Genomic DNA, 17,116 nt, shown 5'->3' on the forward strand with positions numbered 1-17,116 from the left:
GTCAGTCCGTCTCGAGGGTTCCGTCGCTGACGGTGGAGTCGTCGGCGGACAGCTCGGGCATGCGCGGGTTCACGGTCTCGAACGCCCAGAAGATGGCGAGGCCGAGGGCGCAGCCGATGAACCATCCGTAGTTGCCGAGCCAGGTGAAGTCGACGCCGCCGAGGTCTTTCACGATGGACGGGACGAGGGCGGCTGCGACGGAGATGATCCCGGCGATGACCATGGTCCAGACGGCGTTCGGGTTGAAGCCCCTCTTGTACCAGTAGCGGCCGGTCGGCTCCATCGTGAACATGTCGTCGACGGCGATGCGCTGCTTGGCGACGAGGTAGTAGCCGGCGATGAGGAGGCCGAACAGCGGGCCGATGAGGGCGCCGAGGATGCCCAGCGTGTACTGGATCGCCTGGGGGTTGCTGTACCAGTTCCAGGGGGTGAGGAGGACGGAGCCGACTGCTGCGATCATGCCGCCCATGCGCCACGAGATCTTCTGCGGCGACACGTTCGAGAAGTCGAAGGCCGGCGAGATGAAGTTGGCGACGATGTTGATGCCGACGGTCGCGGTGACGAAGGTGAGACCGCCGAGGAGGATCGCGAAGGGGGCGCCGATGGCCTGGACGGTCTCGATCGGGTCGGTGATGAGCTTGCCGAAGACCGGGACTGTCGCCGACGCGCAGAGCACGGTGAGGACTGAGAAGAACAGGAAGTTGAGCGGGAGGCCGAGCCAGTTGCCCTTCTTGACCGACTTGAACGACTTGCCGTAGCGCGAGAAGTCGCCGAAGTTGAGCATCGGGCCCGAGAAGTAGCTGACGACGATCGCGACGGCGGAGATCATGACGGGGATGGCTGCGGCGAGCGACATCGGCGGGCCGGAGGAGAGGTTGAGGCTGATGTTGCCCCAGCCGGCGGTGGCGACGAGGTAGACCGCGAGCGCGATCATGATGACGTAGACGGCGGGTCCGGCGAAGTCGATGAACTTGCGGATCGTCTCCATGCCCCGCCAGAACAGCGCCGCCTGCGCGACCCAGAGGATCGCGTACGAGATGTAGCCGAGGGCGCTCAGGCCGAGGAAGGAGTGGTCGAGCAGCGCGGACGACGCCGGGATGAACTTCAGGAAGATGATGTTCAGCGACTGGGCGGCGAGGTAGGTCTGGACGCCGTACCAGGCCGTCGCGATCAGGCCGCGGATGATGGCCGGGATGTTCGCGCCGAGCACGCCGAAGACGGCCCGGTTGATGACCGGGTACGGGACGCCGGTGCGCTGGCTGGGCTTCGCGACGAGGTTGGCGAAGACCATGACGATCATGATGCCGACCACGAGCGAGATGAGCACCTGCCAGCTGGCGATGCCGAGCGCGAACAGGCTTCCCGCGGTGACGTAGCCGCCGACCGAGTGGACGTCCGACATCCAGAACGCGAAGAAGTTGTAGCCGCCCCAGGTCTGCTTGCGGAGGGGCGCGAGGTCCTCGTTGGTGAGGCGGGGGTCGTAGTGGTCTTTGATGAGTCCGCCGCCGACCGGGTGGCCGGCCGCCTCGACGATGTCGTGCGGACCGGTCAGCGTGGCGGCGCGGTTGGCCTCCTCGCGGGGGTCGGTGGTCGAGGTGGGCGGAGCGATGTTCGATGCCATGGCACTCTCCTGGGTGGCTGATACCCTCGTGGGCAGATGAGACGAGCTGGTGATCCCGGCGCGTGGCCGGCAGGCGTTCCCGAGATTCGTTCTGAAGAGTGAACCTATTGCTTCACGCGACCGCGCAGGTTTCGTCTGTGTAACAAGCATGTGACAGCGATTGCTTCACGTGCTTCCCTGTTCTTGTTCTTGTGCAGTCCTGGAGGCGCGACGTGACCGAGGCCGTCGCCAGCGAGCTCGACGCGGTCGTGCTCGGAGCCCGGCTGCGGACGCTCCGCACCGATTCCGGCCTCACGCTTCGCGAGATGGCCGAGGCGCTGGGGATCTCCTCGAGCGCCGTCTCGCAGATCGAACGCGGCGTCAGGCGCCCCTCGGTGTCGCGGCTCCTCGCGATCGTGCAGGTGCTCGGCCGCCCCCTCGCCGACGTGTTCGACGCCGCCGAAGAGCCGGCCGCCGATCGCGCCGAGATGCCCGTCGGGTACGTCCTCGCCCGTGCGGGTGCCACGCACCCCGTGACCCTCGGCACCGGCGTGGTCTTCCGCCGCCTGTCGCCCGCGCACACCGCCGGCGTCGACTTCTTCGAGTCGACCTACCCCGCCGGAGCCGTCGCCACCGACATGGGCTCGCTGATCACGCACGAGGGCTACGAGGTCGGCACCGTGACCTCCGGCGAGCTCACCATCGACTTCGCCGACGAGCGCGTCGTGATGCGCGCCGGCGACTCGATCCGCTTCCCGTGCGAGGTGCCGCACCGGATGGGCAACTACGGCTCGGTGGACGCCGTCGCCACGTGGGTCATCGTGCACTCGCGGCGCTAGGCGGGCTTGTCGTGTTCGCAGGGGCCTTTGGTTAGGTGGGGCCATGCGATACGTGATCATCGGCGCCGGAGCCATCGGAGGGGTGCTGGGTGCGCGGCTCGCCCAGCACGGGAAGTCGCCGCTGCTGATCGCCCGCGGTGAGCACGGCGACGTGATCGCCTCGGCGGGCATGCGGCTCCGCTCGCCCGACGACGACACCGTCGTGCGCATCCCCGTCGCGTCGAAGCCCGCAGGCGTGCACCTCCGGGTCGACGACGTGCTGGTCTTCGCCACCAAGACGCAGTCGCTCGACGCGGCCGTCCGGGAGTGGGTCGACGAGCCCGTGTACGTCGACGGCCGCTCGATCGGGACCGCGGGGGCGCTGCTCCCGGCGTTCATCGCGCTCAACGGCATCGAGGGCGAGCGCATCGCCGCCCGCTACTTCGACCGGGTCTATGCCGTCTGCGTGTGGCTCCCCGGTGTCCACCTCGTGCCCGGCGAGGTCATCGTCCGCATCGCGCCGTCGAGCGGGACGTTCATCGTGGGGCCGGCGTTCGGCGGCGCCTCGCTGGGCGGCTCCGGGTCGTCGGGCGGTGGTGCCGGCTCGAGCTCCGCGACCGGCGGCTCCAGCTCCACGGGCGGCGGCCCCGGCTCCACGGCCGGCGGTGCCGCCGCCGATCCGCTGCTCCTCGAGCTCCAGCGCGACTGGCAGGACGCCACCTTCCGCATCTTCCTCGACGACGACGTCCTGGCGTGGAAGCACCGCAAGCTCCTGTCGAACCTGGGCAACGCCCTCCAGGCCCTCCTCGGGCCGGACGCCGCACCCGACATCTACGACGACCTGAGGTCGGAGGCGGAGGCCGTCTACCGCGCGCTCGGGATCACCTGGCCGAGCGACGATGACGAGGCGGCTCGCCGGGGGAACGCGTTCGACCTGCGGCCGGTCCCCGGCACCGGCGAGCTCGGCGGGTCGTCGTGGCAGAGCGTCCAGCGCGGAGGCTCGATCGAGACCGACTACCTGAACGGCGAGATCTCTCTCCTGGCCCGCAGCCACGGCCTCGACGCGCCCCTCAACGCCGAGGTGCAGCGGCTGGCGCGCTCGGCCGACGGGGCGATGAGCGTCGAGCGGCTGCGCGAGCTGCTCGAACGCGTCGCGGCGCGGTAGCCGCCCGCGGCTGCGGCGCCGCCGCGCGCCGGCCCGCCGTCGAGAACTCAGGCCCGGTGCGCGCTGCCGGGCCGACGGGGCCCGACCTGCGGCCCGCCGCCGCGCACCGCCCCTGAGTTGCCGACCGCTACCGTTGCCCCATGCGGATTCTGGTGGTGGGCGCGGGTGCCGTCGGCGGCTATTTCGGCGGCCTGCTTGCGCAAGCGGGCAGGGACGTCACCTTTCTGGTGCGGCCCGGCCGTCTCGAGTTCCTGCGCTCGGGGCTGGTGATCGAGCAGCTCGACCGCACGCTGCGCATCGATGTGCGGGCGACGACGGCCGATGCGCTCGACGGGACGTACGACCTCGTGCTCGTGACGGTGAAGTCGTTCGGGCTCGAGGCCGCGATCGACGACTTCGCGCCCGCTGTCGGCCCAGCGACGACGATCGTGCCGCTGCTGAACGGCATGCGGCACCTCGACCTGCTGCAGGCGCGGTTCGGCGACCGGGTCGTAGGCGGCCTCTGCTTCGTCGCGACTCACCTCGACGGCGGCACGGTGCGGCAGCTCGGCCCCCTCCAGACCGTCATGTACGGGGAGCTCGACGGCACTCCGACGCCGCGGATCGACGCTGTCGACGCCGCCCTCACGGGCGCCGGGTTCGACGCGCGGGCGCGCTCCGGGCCCGACGGCATCCTGCAGGCGCTGTGGGAGAAGTGGTTCGTGCTCGCGGCCGGCGGCGCCCTGACCACCCTCCTCGGCGGCGACGTCGGCGCCATCGAGGCAGCGCCGAACGGCACGCGGACGGCTCTCGCGATCGTGGCGGAGTGCGCGTCCGTGGCCGCGGCGGCGGGGCACGAGCCGTCGGCGAAGGCGCGCGCGAGCGCCGAGCGGACGCTGACCGCGGCGGGCAGCGACTTCACGACGTCGCTCTACCGCGACCAGGCGGCGGGCGGCGAGGTCGAGGCGGAGCAGATCCTCGGCGACCTGGTCGCGCGGGCCGACGGGCTCGGCGTCAGCGTCCCGCTGCTCGCTGCGGCGGATGCGGCGCTCGAGATGTACCGGCGAGGGCGCGCAGCCTCCTGAGGTAGTAGCGTTCGGGCCAGGTCCGGACCCCGCCCGGCAGCCGCGGGTACACGGCCGCGACGACGCGCCAGAGCCGGTCGAGGCGGCGCTGGTCGGCGCGACTCCAGGTGAGCCCGTAGGCGTCGCGCACCGTCTCGGGCAGGAGCCCCGCGGTCATCCAGCGGTTGAACGGCATCAGCAGACGCACCCACCGCGGCGCCCGCTCGGCCCTCCAGAGCGCGTCGGCCTGCGCGCGGATCGCCGGCGACACCGTCAGCTCGGCCACCCGGGCGGCCCAGTACGTCCTGAATTCCGCGCGCGACGAAGGCCACATCGACGCAGGAACTCGCAAGGCCGTCCCGAGCCCCGCGTACCGGGCGAACAGGGCGTCCGCCGCCCCCTCCGGGAGGTGCCCGAGCACGCGGTCGTGGACGAGCACGGCCGTGTCGTACAGGGTCGCGGCGACCCAGAGCTGGAGCTCCGGGTCGTGGGCGTCGTAGGCGTCGCCGTGGACGGGGTCGTGCCTGCGGTCGACGTAGGCCGAGGCGGCGCGGCGGTCGGCGTCGGTGCCGCACATCACTGCGTAGACGTACATCAGCGTGCCGTGCAGCCGCCCCATCGGGTTGCTCGCGAAGTCGCTGTGGTCGGCGACGCCGCGGCCGACCTCCGGGCGGGCCAGCTGGAGGAGGATGGCCCGGCCTGCTCCGGCGAGGATGACGGCCTCACTGGGCGGGTCGATGCGCATAGGCGCACGATACCGCTCGGGTTCTGGAGCTTCGCGGCGTCTACTTCTTGAGCTTGACCAGGGCGTTGGCATAGCTGGCGAACCACTTGCCTGCGGCGGGGCCTCCGTTGCAGGTGCCGTCGCTGGCGCCGGGCGTCTTGACCCAGAGGAGGGCGTCGAGGCCGGTGCTGCCCGCGGTGACGTGGGGGTCCTGGCCGAGGCCCGCGCCCGGAGCGTTGCACCAGGTGCCCTTCCAGCCGCGGCCGTTGCGCGACACGTCGATGACGTAGTGCGCGCCGCTCGTGAGCTTTGAGACGGAGGAGGCGTAGGCGCGCTCCTCGTCGACTCCGACGTAGTTCGAGACGTTCGTGTAGAAACCCCGCGCGTACTGGATGCCGGCCTTGTCGAGGAGGTCTGCCACCTGCTGCGGCTTGAGCCAGCGGGAGTTTCCGCCGTCGAGATACGCGGGGATGCCGTTGGCGGCGAAGGTCTCGACCGCCGACTTCAGCTGGGTGAAGCGCTCCGAGCCGAGGCTGGCACAGGTCGTGGTCTGGCCGAGGGAGTCCGGCTCGACGAGCACGACGGCGTTGTGGCCCTTGAGCGTGGAGGCGATCGTGGAGTTCCAGCTGGCGTACGCCGCTGGGGTGAGCCCACCGGCGGAGTAGCCGCCGCAGTCGCGGCCGGGGATCGCATAGGTGACGAAGACTGCGGTCTTTCCGGCCTTGTCGGCGGCCTCGACGTTCTTCTTCACGTACGCGGCGAGCTTGTCGCCGGTGTACCAGTCGCCGAGCCAGATGGCGACCGGGCGCTTGGCGATGTAGGCGGCCGAGGCGGCGTCGGTCGCCTTGCCCGCCGCACTGAGCTCGGCCGCGCGCTTGGCGGCGAAGCTCTCCTTCTGTACGTAGAGGCCGCCGTCGAAGAGCGACCTGTTCGTGGCCGCGGCGATCGAGGCGGCATGGGTCGTGGCGCTGGCCTTCGTGGAGGTGGCCGCGCTGGCAGCGCTCGCTTCGAGCGGCGAGGCCAGGACGAGCGCCGCCAGGGCGACTACGGCAGCGATCTGGTGCGTTTTGGGCATGCGTGGGTCCTGATCCTGGAGCGCACGTCGAGAGACGCGGAGGGCGGAGGTGCGGGGCGGTCCGAATGACGCGAAGCAATCTCAACATGTGCGCAGGCTGGGCTGTAGCGGCATTTTGGGGGACACGAGGCTGACAGCCGCTCCGTACCCTCTCGTCCGGTCGGCGATCCGCCTCGTAGGGTCGACGGGTGGAACGACGACGCGACTACTCCTGGACCGACCCCGCCGAGATCGCGGCGGCGGCGCCGTTGACGAGCGGGGTCGAGTTCCTGCGCCGGATGATCGCCGGGGAGATCCCGCAGCCGCCGATCGCGCACACGCTCCAATTCGAGCTGGTCGAGGCGAGCGAGGGGTGCGTCGTGCTGGTCGCGCACCCGGCGGAGTTCGAGTACAACGCGATCGCGTCGGTGCACGGCGGGGTCATCGCGACCTGGGCCGACACGTCGATCGGCTATGCCGTGCAGACGCGGCTGGCTCCCGGGCAGAGCCTGACGACGCTCGATCTGCAGGTGCGGTACCTCCGGCCCATCACCGCAGACCTCGGGGACGTCACCATCACGGCGGTGACCGACCACGTCGGGCGGCGGACCGCGACGGCGCGGAGCGAGATCGTCGACGGGTCGGGGCGGCTGCTGGCGACGGCGACCTCGACCTGTCTCGTGCTGTAGGGGCCGCTGCGCGGCCGCGGCCCCGGGGCAGCCCGCGGCGCCACCCTCCCGGCGCCGCCGCCGTCCCGCACTGCCGCCTCCCCGCACCGCCGCCGTCCCGCACCGCCGCCGTCGGCAACTCAGGCCCGGTGCGCCGAGCGGCCGTCGGACTCGGCCCGGGGCGGCCCGCCGCTGCGCACCGCCCCTGAGTTGCCGACGCCCGACCATCTCTCCACAGCCGGCCGCCTCCGGTCGCCCCTCCACAGATCGGCCGCAGCACCCCTCCGGGCCCGGCCGAATCGCGAACCTCGACGGCATGATCATCAGCGAACTGGTCGCCCAGAGGGGCGGCATCCTGCACAAGAATCACCTCGTGGCCCTCGGCGCCACCGACCGCGACCTGACGTGGGCAGTGCGCCACGGTCACGTCAGGCGGGCGCGGCGGGGGTGGTACACGACGTTCGCGAAGTCCGATCCGCGGTTCGTGGCCGTGCAGGTCGGTGGTCGCCTGACGGGCGCCTCGGCGCTGCGGATTCGGGGGGCGTGGATGTGGGGCGAGCCGCCGGTCACCGTGTCGGTGCCGGCGAATGCGAGTCGGCTGCGGCGGCGGAAGGGGGTCCGGGTCGTGTGGGACTCCCCCGAGGTCGGCGGGCGCGGCGACCTCATGTCAGTCGGCCTCCGCGATGCGCTCCGCCAGGCCGTGCTCGACCTCGCGTTCGAGGAGGCGGTGGCGGTGCTCGACTGGGCGCTCTCCGAGAGGCACCTCGACGTCGACGAGGTGCCGCAGCTGCTGGAGGCTCTGCCGCAGGATGTTCGCTCGATCGCGGACTGGGTCGACCCGAAGTGCGGCAGCTTTCCCGAGAGCATCGCGCGGACCCGGTTGCGCAAGCTCGGCCACACGGTCGAGACCCAGGTCGCCGTCGACGGGAACAAGGCGATCGACCTCGTCGTCGACGGGGTCGTCGGGATCGAGGTGGACGGGCGCGAGTTCCACGAGTCGCGGTTCGAGAAGGACCGCCGGAAGGACCTCGCGATCGTCATCGAAGGGCGGACTCCGGTCAGGTTCAGCTACCGGATGCTCGTGGAGGTGTGGGACCGCGTGGCGCTGGCGGTGCGGACCGCCGTCGCGGCGCACCGGCGGGGCCGTGGTGCCGTCGGCAACTCAGGCGCGGTGCCGCGGCCGGCGCGGCGCGCGCCGCGCCTGTGGCGCCTGCCGGCGCCGCGGCGGCGCACCGCGCCTGAATTGCCGACGCGCGGCCTCGCGCGAAGGCCCTTCCCGCGCATCGCTACGATCGTCGGGTGACGCATCCCCCCATGAAGTGGCTCGCCCGACTGACTTTCGTGACGATCCTGGTCGGCATCGGGAGCGGCCTGAGCGGTCTCGTCGTGAGCTTCCTCCTGCACGGCCTGGAGCACCTGGTCTACGGGTTCGGCGAGGGCGACTTCCTCGACGAGCTGCCGACCCCGAGCAACGGCCTGCGCGTCCTGGCGCTGTTCATCGCCGGCGTCATCGGCGGGTTCGGCTGGTGGGCCGTCCGCCGCTGGGGCCGGAGGGTGGTGTCGGTCGAGGCCGCGGTGAAGGGCGAGCGGATGCCCTTCTGGTCGTCCCTCGGCAACATCGCCCTGCAGATCGTCATCGTCGGACTCGGCGCGAGCATCGGCCGAGAGGTCGCCCCGCGGGAGCTGGCAGCGCTCGCGGCCCAGTGGATAACCCGCAAGACCGGTGTCACTTTTCGCGAGACCAGGATCCTGGTGGCCTGCGGCGCCGGCGCCGGTCTGGCCGCGGTCTACGACGTGCCACTCGGCGGTGCCGTCTTCGCGGTCGAGATCCTCCTCGCCGAGCTCACCCTGGCGACCGTCGTCCCAGCGATCGCGACGTCGGCCATAGCGGCGATCGTGGCCAGACTGGTCACCAGCGCCGCCCCGCTCTACAGCGTCCCCCACCTCGAGCTGAGCCCTTCCCTCATCGTCTGGTCGATCATCGCCGGGCCCGTCATGGGGTTCGCGGCTCTCGGCTTCGTCGTCCTGGCGAAGAAGGCGGGGGAGCGCCGGCCGAAGAGCTGGGGCATCCTCATCGTCATGCCGGTGGTGTTCACGGCGGTGGGCGTCTTGTCGATCTGGTTTCCGCAGATCCTCGGAAACGGCCGCGCGCTCGGCCAGCTCGGGTTCGACGGCGGCGCGAACCTCGACGGTGCGACCCTCGGCGCGGCTCCGCTCCTCTTCATCCTGATCATCGTGCTGCTCAAGCTCATCTCGACCGTCGGCACGATCGGCGCCGGGGCGGCCGGCGGCACCCTGACCCCGTCGCTCGCCCTCGGCAGCGGGCTCGGCGCCGTGCTCGGCGGACTCTGGCTGCTCCTCTGGCCCGGCAGCGGCATCGCGGCCTTCGCATTCGTGGCCGCGGCGTCCTTCCTCGCGGCGAGCATGCGGGCGCCGCTGACGGCGCTCGTCCTGGTCGTCGAGTTCACCGGCCAGGGCCAGGCGATCCTGGTGCCGGCCCTCCTCGCGATCGCCGGCTCGATGACGATCGGCTACATGATCACCCGCCGTCAGCTGTGGAAGACGCCGCGTGGCGAGGGCGTGGCGTAGGTCCAACTAGGCTGGGGGCACGCATTCGCTAGGAGGCACCTCGACATGATCCACTCCCCCAATCGGCTCCTGAGCTTGATCCTCGGCATCGTCTTCCTGCTCATCGGCCTGTTCGGCTTCTTCGTGGCGACCCCGCTCCCGTTCGCCACGGCCGAGGGTGCGGTCCTGATCGGCCTCTTCGGAGTCAATGCGGCCCTCAGCACGATCCACGTCCTGGTCGGCGCCGCGCTGCTGCTGGCGGGCCTCGGCGGCGTCCTCCCGGCGAAGCTCGCCACCGTCGTCCTCGGCGCTGCTCTCGTCGTCTTCTCACTCGTCGGCTTCGGCATCGCGCACACAGGCGCCAACATCTTCGCGCTCAACACCCCCGACAACCTGCTGCACCTCTTCGCCGGGCTCCTGCTGGTCGCCTTCGGCCTCACGACCGACAAGGTGATCCTCAAGGCTCCGAAACTCGCGTAGCGAGCCCTGGCGATTCGCGGCCTCCGCCGTTAGAGTTAGGGTCACCTAACCGCGACCGAGAGGCGCCGCATGCACGCAGTCGTCCCCTTCTCCCAGGTCCTGCGCGAGCGCGGTTCACGGCCACGATCGACTCCCGCGGCGAGCGAGCTCTTCATGTCGGCGCTGCTGAGCGGCCACGGCTCGCGCGACGACTACATCGCGATGGTCGAGCAAAACTACTTCGTGTACCGCGCCCTCGAGCGCGCGGCCGAGGCCCGGCAGTCCGACCCTGTCGCTGCGGCATTCATGTCGCCGGCCCTGACCCGGCTCCCGGCGATCCGCGAAGACCTCCGCTTCCTGATCGGCGACGACTGGGAGTCGCGCGTCGTCCCGATGCCGACGACCCTCCGCTACGTCGACCGGATCGAGACCGTCGCCGCCACCTCCACCGGCGGCTTCGTCGCCCACCACTACACGCGCTATCTCGGCGACCTGTCGGGCTGCGCGATCATCCGCCAGATCATGCAGCGCCAGTTCGGCTTCGAGACGAACGGAGTCGGCTTCTACCTCTACGCCGGCATCGCCCGCCCGAAGGAGTTCAAGTCGACCTACCGGGCCCAGCTCGACTCGGTCGGCTGGACGGACGACGAGCGCGAGCGCGTCATCGACGAGGTCGGCGTCGCCTACCGCCTGACCGAAGACCTCTTCGGCGAGCTCTCCGCGCCGCGAACCGCGGCATAGCCCGAATCGCCGCACAGCGACGCGAACCGCAGCGCGTCGACGCGAAGCGCAGCGGAGTCCGGCAGGCCCGCAGCCCCTACGACCCCACCGTCGCAGCCTGAATCGCAGGAACTCGGGTCGCCTGCGACATGAAGCGCCTCACGTCCAGATCGACGATGATGTCGGCGGGTCGCAGGGGCCGTGAGAGGTAGAGGCCCTCGAGTGACGTGATCCTGCTGAGTGCCACGTACGTCTGGCCGGCACTGAACACTCGGGTACCGAGGTCGACGATGGCCTGGTCGTACGTCTTGCCCTGCGACTTGTGGATCGTCACAGCCCACGCGAGCCGCAGCGGGAACTGCTGGAACTCGGCGACGATGTCTTTCTTCAGCTCTTTCGTCGTCTCGGAGTAGGTGTACTTGTACTTCTCCCAGACGGCCGGCTGCACCTCGACCTCTTCGCCGTCGAGCTCGACGAACACGGTGTCGCGGATCTTGGTGACCACGCCGACCGAGCCGTTGACCCAGCGCTGGTCGGAGTCGTTGCGGAGGAACATCACCTGCGCCCCCACCTTCAGCTCGAGCGCCTCGTCGGCCGGGAACGTGCGCCCGCCGAAATCGCCGGTCACCTCGGCTTTCGCCGTCTTCACCCCGCCGGCCAGGCGCGACAGCTCGAGCTTGTTGATGCGGTTGACGGTGTCGTTGCGGGTAGCGAGCGTGATCGTGCCGTCGGTGGGCACGGGCCGGGCCCCGGCAGTGTTCAGCGCGTTCGCGATCTCGGCGGTGACGCGACCGTGGCGGACGGCGTTCAGCATCTCCTTGAAGCCGGCATCGCTCTGCCGGTGGATGAAAGCGAGCTCGAGGATTCGCAGCGTCGCCTCCTCCCAGACGTGGGCGTCGAAGAACCACATCGACCGATAGTGGTCTTTGAAGTACGCGCGCTCCTCCGGGTCGCCGGGTACGGGCGGCAGCTGGTACGGGTCGCCGAACAGGACGACCTGCACGCCGCCGAACGGCTCGCTCTTGCGCTGACGAGCCTTGCGGAGCGACCGGTCGATCGCGTCGAGGAGATCGGCGTTCACCATCGAGACCTCATCGATGACGAGCGTGTCGATGGTGTTGAGCAGCTTGCGCAGCTCGGAGTTCTGGTCGATGTCGTGGTCGGCGATGAGCCCGATCGGCAGCCGGAAGAGCGAGTGGATGGTCTGCCCGCCGACGTTGAGGGCGGCGACGCCCGTGGGCGCGCAGACGACGACCTGTTTCGAGGTGTTCCACGACAGGTGGTTGAGCAGCGTCGACTTGCCGGTGCCGGCCCGCCCGGTGACAAAGATGTGCTCCCGGGTGTTCTCGATCGCGTCGTAGACGGCGGCCTGCTCGGGCGACAGCTCTGGAGCCACGAGCACCCCTTTCGTCGACCGGCCCGGGTCATCCAATCTACCGGTCGCGAACGGGTCACCCGGCTAGCCGAAGTTAGGATGTGGAAATGTCTGTGCCTGTGGGGAGCGCGCGGCGATCCGCGAGAAGACGGGCCGCCCTCCTCTACGGCGGGCTCCTCGTCGGGATCGCGATCGCCTTCGTCGTGACGGTGGCGATCCTCAACTCGACGGTCTACAGCGCGTCGGGATTCGTCCGCGGCTACCTGCACGCCCTCGACCGCGGCGACACGGCGAGCGCGCTCGGCCTCGCCGGCGTGACCCCGTCGGCCGACGACGTGCTCCTGACCATCCCGGAAGACGGCCGGATCGACGACATCTCCACGACGGCGAAGGGCGACCGCGTCACGGCGAGCTTCCTCCTCGACGGAACGCGCCACGAGGCCGTGTACGACGTCGCGCCGACGGGCGCCTTCGGCGGGCTCTTCACGGCGTGGGGCTTCCGGACAACGCCGACGGCGTTCCTCGATGTCACGCCCGAGCACGACCCGCGCTTCACCGCCAACGGCGTCGATGTGAAGGCGGAGGGGTCCGACATCGCGACCCGCTACACGGTCCTCGCACCGGCGGTCTTCGATCTGACCCGCGACACGACCTACCTCACGGCCGATCAGACGACCGTCGTGGCCGCCGCTCCCGGCGCCGTCGCCAAGGGCACGGTCGATGTCGAGCCCCGCAAGAGCTTCACCGACGGCGTCCGCCGCGACGTCACCAAGTACCTGCGCACGACGTGCGTCTCGCAGAAGGTGCTCTTCCCCGCCGGCTGCCCGTTCGGCAAGGAGGTCGACGACCGCGTCACCTCCACGCCGACGTGGTCGATGACCGCCTACCCGCCCGTGGCGCTGAAGCCGACGAAGACGTCGGGCGTCTGGATCGTCAAGCGCGCGGCCGGCCGCGCCCATCTCGAGGTCGAGGCCCAGTCGCTCTTCGACGGCCAGGCCTACGACATCGACGAGGACGTCCCCTTCGACGTCGAGTACCTCGTCACCATCGGCTCCGACAACAACCTGACGATCACCCCGCGCTGACGGACGCCAGCGCTGACATAATCGACTCACCCGACCCAGGAGCGCCGTGCCCATCCCCCAGACTCCCGCGACGCTCGTCGACGTCGCCGAGCGGGCGGGCGTCAGCCTGAAGACGGCGTCCCGCGCCATCAACGGGGAGCCGCACGTCGCGGAAGCCACGCGCAAGAAGGTGATGACGGCCGCGGGCGAGCTCGGCTTCCAGCTCAACAGCATGGCGTCGCTGCTCAAGCGCGGCATCCGCTCGAGCTTCATCGGCCTGGTGACCGGCGACCTGGGCAACCCCTTCTACTCGGCGCTGGCCAAGGGCGTCGAGCGCGAGCTCCGGGACGAGGGCCTCCAGCTCGTCATCTCGTCCACCGACGAGAGCGGCGACCGCGAGCGCGTCCTCGTCGACGAGATGGTCGCCCGCCAGGTCCGAGCCCTCATCGTCGTCTCCACCCTCGAGTCGAGCGACGCCCTCGGCCAGGCTCAGGAGCGCGGCATCCCCGTCATCTTCGTCGACCGCCCCTCGACCGACCTCACTGCCGACAGCGTCGTGCTCGACAACCGCGCCGGCGCCCGCATGGCCGTCGAGCACCTCCTCGCCCACGGCCACACCCGCATCGGCTTCATCGGCGACTACTCCCGGCTTCCCACCCATCAGCAGCGGCTCGACGGGTACCTCGACGCGGTGGCCTCGGGCGCAGGATCTTCAGCTCGCGAACTCGTCCGCGAAGATCTCCACGACGCCGCCGGGGGCCGGAACGCCGCGCGCGAGCTCCTGTCGCTCCCCCACCCGCCGACGGCCCTGTTCACCAGCAACAACCGCGTCACCATCGGCGCGCTCACCGCCTTCCGGGGCCTTTCGACGGCTCCGGCGCTCGTCGGCTTCGACGACTTCGACCTCGCCGATGTGCTCGGCGTGACGGTGGTCTCGCACGACCCCGTCGACATGGGAGCCCGCGCGGCCCGCCTGGCCCTGGAGACGCTCGCCTCGCGCACCCCGCGGGGTGACGAGCTGGTGCTGCCGGTGCGCCTCGTGCCGCGGGGGTCCGGCGAGGCGGGGCCCGGAGTGGACTGGCGGTAGACCCGAGTTCCTGCGCCGGTTTCGCCTGCTGGCAGGTGTCGGCGGCCTCCAGTAGGGTGTCGGCCATGGATCAGGGAACGACCGAGCCGATCGTCCGCATCCAGAACTTCCGGATGGATTTCGGGCGAACCACCGTCATCCACGACCTCTCGTTCGATATTCGGGCGGGTGAGACGTTCGGATTTCTGGGCTCCAACGGATCGGGCAAGACGACCACCATCCGCGCGCTGCTGGGCATCTACCAGCCGACGGGCGGGGTGCTGCACATCGACGGGCGGCCGTTCTCACCCGAGCAGGGATCCCGCCTGGGCTACCTGCCGGAGGAACGCGGGCTGTACAAGAAGGAGTCGGTCATCGACGTGATGACCTACTTCGGGCGGCTCAAGGGGCTCGGCAAGGCCGAGGCGAAGAGCTGGTCGCTGGAGTACCTCGAGCGCGTCGCCCTGGCCGACAAGGCGACGACTCGGCTCGACAAGCTGTCGGGCGGCCAGCAGCAGAAGGTGCAGCTGGGGGTCACGATCATGAACGGGCCCGAGCTGCTGATCCTCGACGAGCCGACCAAGGGGTTCGATCCGGTCAACCGTCGGCTGCTGATGGACATCATCGAGGAGCAGAAGCGGGCCGGGGCCACTGTGCTGATGGTGACGCACCAGATGGAGGAGGTCGAGCGGCTCTGCGACCGCGTGATCCTCCTGAAGAACGGCACCGCCGAGGCGTACGGCACGATCCCCGAGGTGCAAGACCAGTTCGGCGGCACTACGGTGCGGCTGCGCTACTCGGGCGACATCCCCGCGTCGGGCAAGTACGAGGTGACGCTGCGGGAGCGCAACTACGCCGAGCTCGCCGTGATGGAGGGCGTCGACGAGGCGGGGATCCTGCGCGATCTCATCGAGGCCGGGTTGACGGTGCGCGGGTTCGAGACGAGCAAGCTGAGCCTCGACGACATCTTCCTGAGGGTCTACGGCGAGGCCGCCGGCGGGCACAGCAGCGAGGCCGCCGACGGACACCACGGCGAGGCCGCCCACGGATACAGCGGCGAGGCCGCCTGATGGCGCAGCACAACCTCTCGACCGTCGTCTCGTTCGAGATCGGGCGCACGCTGTCGAAGCGGCGGTTCTGGATCACGACGCTCATCGTGCCCGTGATCATCGGCATCGTCGTCGCGCTGATCGTGGCCGCGAACTCGTCGACCGATTCGAGCGTGGCGTCGCAGAAAGACCAGAAGTTCTCGTTCTCGTACACCGACGCGTCGGGAATCGTCGACCCCGCGCTGGTGCAGAAGCTCGGCGGCAGGGAGGCCGCGTCGCCGACTGCCGCGATCGCCGCCGTCAAGAACGGGACGCTCGACGCGTACTTCTCGTACCCTGCTGATCCCGCGAAGCAGGCGACCGAGGTCTACGGCGTCGACACCGGGGTCTTCGACAACGGCAAGTACAAGTCGGTGGCGACGCAGGTGCTGACTCTGAGCGCCCAGGAGAAGGTCGGCGACACCACGCTGACGAAGCTGGTGCAGGGCGACCTGCCGGTCGACGCGACGACCTACGATTCGGGCGGGCGGGTCTCGGCGGGCGTCGCCGGGGTGATCCCGCCGCTGCTGTTCCTCGCGATCTTCTACGTCGTGATCCTGCTGCTGGGCAACCAGATGCTGACGTCGACGCTGGAGGAGAAGGAGAACCGCGTCACGGAGATGATCCTGACGACGCTGAACCCGACGACGCTGATCATCGGCAAGGTGATCTCGCTGTTCGTCATCGGAATCGTGCAGATGCTCGTGTTCGCGCTGCCGGTCGTGATCGGGTACCTGTTCTTCCGGTCGTCACTCAACCTGCCGTCGTTCGACCTCGCGAACCTGCAGCTCGACCCGTGGCAGATGATCGTCGGGGCACTGCTGCTGATCGGCGGCTTCACCCTGTTCACGGGCACGCTCGTCGCCGTCGGCGCCATCATGCCGACGGCCAAGGAGGCCGGCCAGATCTTCGGCATCATGATGGCGCTGATCTTCGTGCCGTTCTACGCGGTGACGCTCATCGTCAGCGATCCGAGCGCGTTCATCGTGCAGGTGTTCACCTGGTTCCCGTACTCGGCGCCGGTGACCGGCATGCTCCGCAACGGCTTCTCGTCGCTGTCGCCGGTCGAGGCGATCGGCCTGATCGTCGAGCAGTTCGTGCTCGGGATCATCGTGCTGCGGCTGGCCGTGCGGCTGTTCCAGTACGGGTCGGTCGAGTACTCGAAGAAGGTGTCGCTGTCGGTCCTGCGGTCGACGCGAAAAGCGTGACGCCGCTCGACCTGCTCGGCGAGTGGGCGTTCGACAGGATCATCGATGACCGGCTGACGGGGTCGCGGATGCCGGTGGTCGGGACGGCTGTGTTCACGGTGGGCCCCGACGGTGTCGACTGGGTCGAGACCGGAACGCTCGACGGGCCGACGGGGCCTGTGCCGGTGGCGCAGACGCGGCGAATCGTGGCCGACGAGAGCGGCTGGCGGGTCGAGTTCGCCGACGGACGACCGTTTCACCCGTGGCAGGTCGACGAGCCGCTCGTGCACGACTGCGCGCCCGACCTCTACCGCGGCCGCGTCGCCGGGCCTTCGCAGGGCGCCGATGCGGGGTCTTCGGCGGGCTCGGCGGGCTCGGCTGACGCGTGGACGATGCGCTGGGCGGCCACCGGCCCCGCCAAGGACTACGTCGTCGACACGAGGTACGTGCGCGTGATTTCTGCGTAGAGTGCAATCACCCCCGAACAGGGGGTCCGCTTCGATCAGGGCGGAACGAT

At 70.1% G+C, this 17,116-nt stretch carries 17 protein-coding genes; 13 read left to right on the forward strand and 4 right to left on the reverse strand.

Features of this window, described 5'->3' with window-relative positions; genetic code table 11:
* Position 1: 1 nt before the first annotated feature.
* Positions 2-1,621: an NCS1 family nucleobase:cation symporter-1 gene (locus EDF46_RS08205; RefSeq protein WP_123505771.1), complete on the reverse strand. Its 1,620-nt coding sequence runs from the start codon at positions 1,619-1,621 to the stop codon at positions 2-4.
* Positions 1,622-1,833: 212 nt separating this feature from the next.
* Between EDF46_RS08205 and EDF46_RS08210 the strand changes: the two genes are divergently transcribed.
* The 3 genes from EDF46_RS08210 to EDF46_RS08220 all read left to right on the forward strand — a co-directional run bounded on the left by EDF46_RS08210 (position 1,834) and on the right by EDF46_RS08220 (position 4,647).
* Positions 1,834-2,439, forward strand: coding sequence for a helix-turn-helix domain-containing protein (locus tag EDF46_RS08210; protein ID WP_199738234.1), 606 nt, complete (start codon positions 1,834-1,836; stop codon positions 2,437-2,439).
* Positions 2,440-2,482: 43 nt separating this feature from the next.
* Positions 2,483-3,583, forward strand: coding sequence for a ketopantoate reductase family protein (locus EDF46_RS08215; protein ID WP_123505772.1), 1,101 nt, complete (start codon positions 2,483-2,485; stop codon positions 3,581-3,583).
* 140 nt (positions 3,584-3,723) lie between these two features.
* On the forward strand, positions 3,724-4,647 hold the full coding sequence (locus EDF46_RS08220) for a ketopantoate reductase family protein (RefSeq protein WP_123505773.1): 924 nt from the start codon (positions 3,724-3,726) through the stop codon (positions 4,645-4,647).
* Here the strand turns inward: EDF46_RS08220 and EDF46_RS08225 are convergent.
* Positions 4,577-5,371, reverse strand: coding sequence for an oxygenase MpaB family protein (locus tag EDF46_RS08225; protein ID WP_123505774.1), 795 nt, complete (start codon positions 5,369-5,371; stop codon positions 4,577-4,579). The two genes, EDF46_RS08220 and EDF46_RS08225, sit on opposite strands and share 71 nt — an antisense overlap.
* Before the next feature lie 40 nt (positions 5,372-5,411).
* Complete coding sequence (locus tag EDF46_RS08230; protein ID WP_123505775.1) at positions 5,412-6,425, reverse strand: glycoside hydrolase family 6 protein; 1,014 nt, start codon at positions 6,423-6,425, stop codon at positions 5,412-5,414.
* Positions 6,426-6,613: 188 nt separating this feature from the next.
* On the opposite strand from EDF46_RS08230, the gene EDF46_RS08235 reads away from it, so the two are divergent.
* The 5 genes from EDF46_RS08235 to EDF46_RS08255 all read left to right on the forward strand — a co-directional run bounded on the left by EDF46_RS08235 (position 6,614) and on the right by EDF46_RS08255 (position 10,840).
* Positions 6,614-7,093, forward strand: a complete 480-nt coding sequence (locus EDF46_RS08235) for a PaaI family thioesterase (RefSeq protein ID WP_199738235.1) — start codon at positions 6,614-6,616, stop codon at positions 7,091-7,093.
* Positions 7,094-7,388: 295 nt separating this feature from the next.
* The gene (locus EDF46_RS08240; RefSeq protein ID WP_123505776.1) at positions 7,389-8,375 is read left to right on the forward strand and encodes a glycyl-tRNA synthetase; all 987 of its coding nucleotides are present in this window, start codon (positions 7,389-7,391) and stop codon (positions 8,373-8,375) included.
* The gene (locus EDF46_RS08245) at positions 8,372-9,661 is read left to right on the forward strand and encodes a chloride channel protein (protein WP_233579938.1); all 1,290 of its coding nucleotides are present in this window, start codon (positions 8,372-8,374) and stop codon (positions 9,659-9,661) included. Before EDF46_RS08240 ends, EDF46_RS08245 begins: the two co-directional genes overlap by 4 nt.
* A 45-nt stretch (positions 9,662-9,706) precedes the next feature.
* On the forward strand, positions 9,707-10,120 hold the full coding sequence (locus EDF46_RS08250) for a DUF4383 domain-containing protein (protein WP_123505777.1): 414 nt from the start codon (positions 9,707-9,709) through the stop codon (positions 10,118-10,120).
* A gap of 69 nt (positions 10,121-10,189) precedes the next feature.
* Positions 10,190-10,840: a heme oxygenase (biliverdin-producing) gene (locus tag EDF46_RS08255; RefSeq protein WP_123505778.1), complete on the forward strand. Its 651-nt coding sequence runs from the start codon at positions 10,190-10,192 to the stop codon at positions 10,838-10,840.
* A 76-nt stretch (positions 10,841-10,916) separates the two neighbouring features.
* Here EDF46_RS08255 and EDF46_RS08260 read toward each other — a convergent pair whose 3' ends face one another.
* A complete protein-coding gene (locus tag EDF46_RS08260) occupies positions 10,917-12,215 on the reverse strand; it encodes an ATP-dependent RecD-like DNA helicase (protein ID WP_123505936.1) in 1,299 nt (432 codons plus the stop codon).
* Positions 12,216-12,301: 86 nt separating this feature from the next.
* On the opposite strand from EDF46_RS08260, the gene EDF46_RS08265 reads away from it, so the two are divergent.
* From EDF46_RS08265 to EDF46_RS08285, 5 genes are all read left to right on the forward strand, one after another.
* Entirely contained in the window at positions 12,302-13,279 is a 978-nt protein-coding gene (locus EDF46_RS08265; RefSeq protein WP_148061172.1) for a hypothetical protein, read from the forward strand.
* A gap of 46 nt (positions 13,280-13,325) precedes the next feature.
* Positions 13,326-14,345: a LacI family DNA-binding transcriptional regulator gene (locus EDF46_RS08270; RefSeq protein ID WP_123505780.1), complete on the forward strand. Its 1,020-nt coding sequence runs from the start codon at positions 13,326-13,328 to the stop codon at positions 14,343-14,345.
* A gap of 65 nt (positions 14,346-14,410) precedes the next feature.
* Complete coding sequence (locus EDF46_RS08275; protein ID WP_233579939.1) at positions 14,411-15,394, forward strand: ABC transporter ATP-binding protein; 984 nt, start codon at positions 14,411-14,413, stop codon at positions 15,392-15,394.
* Complete coding sequence (locus EDF46_RS08280; protein WP_123505781.1) at positions 15,394-16,620, forward strand: ABC transporter permease; 1,227 nt, start codon at positions 15,394-15,396, stop codon at positions 16,618-16,620. Before EDF46_RS08275 ends, EDF46_RS08280 begins: the two co-directional genes overlap by 1 nt.
* Positions 16,617-17,066 carry a DUF6314 family protein gene (locus EDF46_RS08285; protein ID WP_123505782.1) on the forward strand — a complete coding sequence of 150 codons (450 nt, stop codon included), beginning with the start codon at positions 16,617-16,619 and terminating at the stop codon, positions 17,064-17,066. Before EDF46_RS08280 ends, EDF46_RS08285 begins: the two co-directional genes overlap by 4 nt.
* The last annotated feature ends 50 nt before the right edge of the window (positions 17,067-17,116 follow it).

The sequence above is a fragment of the Frondihabitans sp. PhB188 genome (genome assembly GCF_003752365.1).
Classification (GTDB): Bacteria; Actinomycetota; Actinomycetes; order Actinomycetales; family Microbacteriaceae; genus Frondihabitans.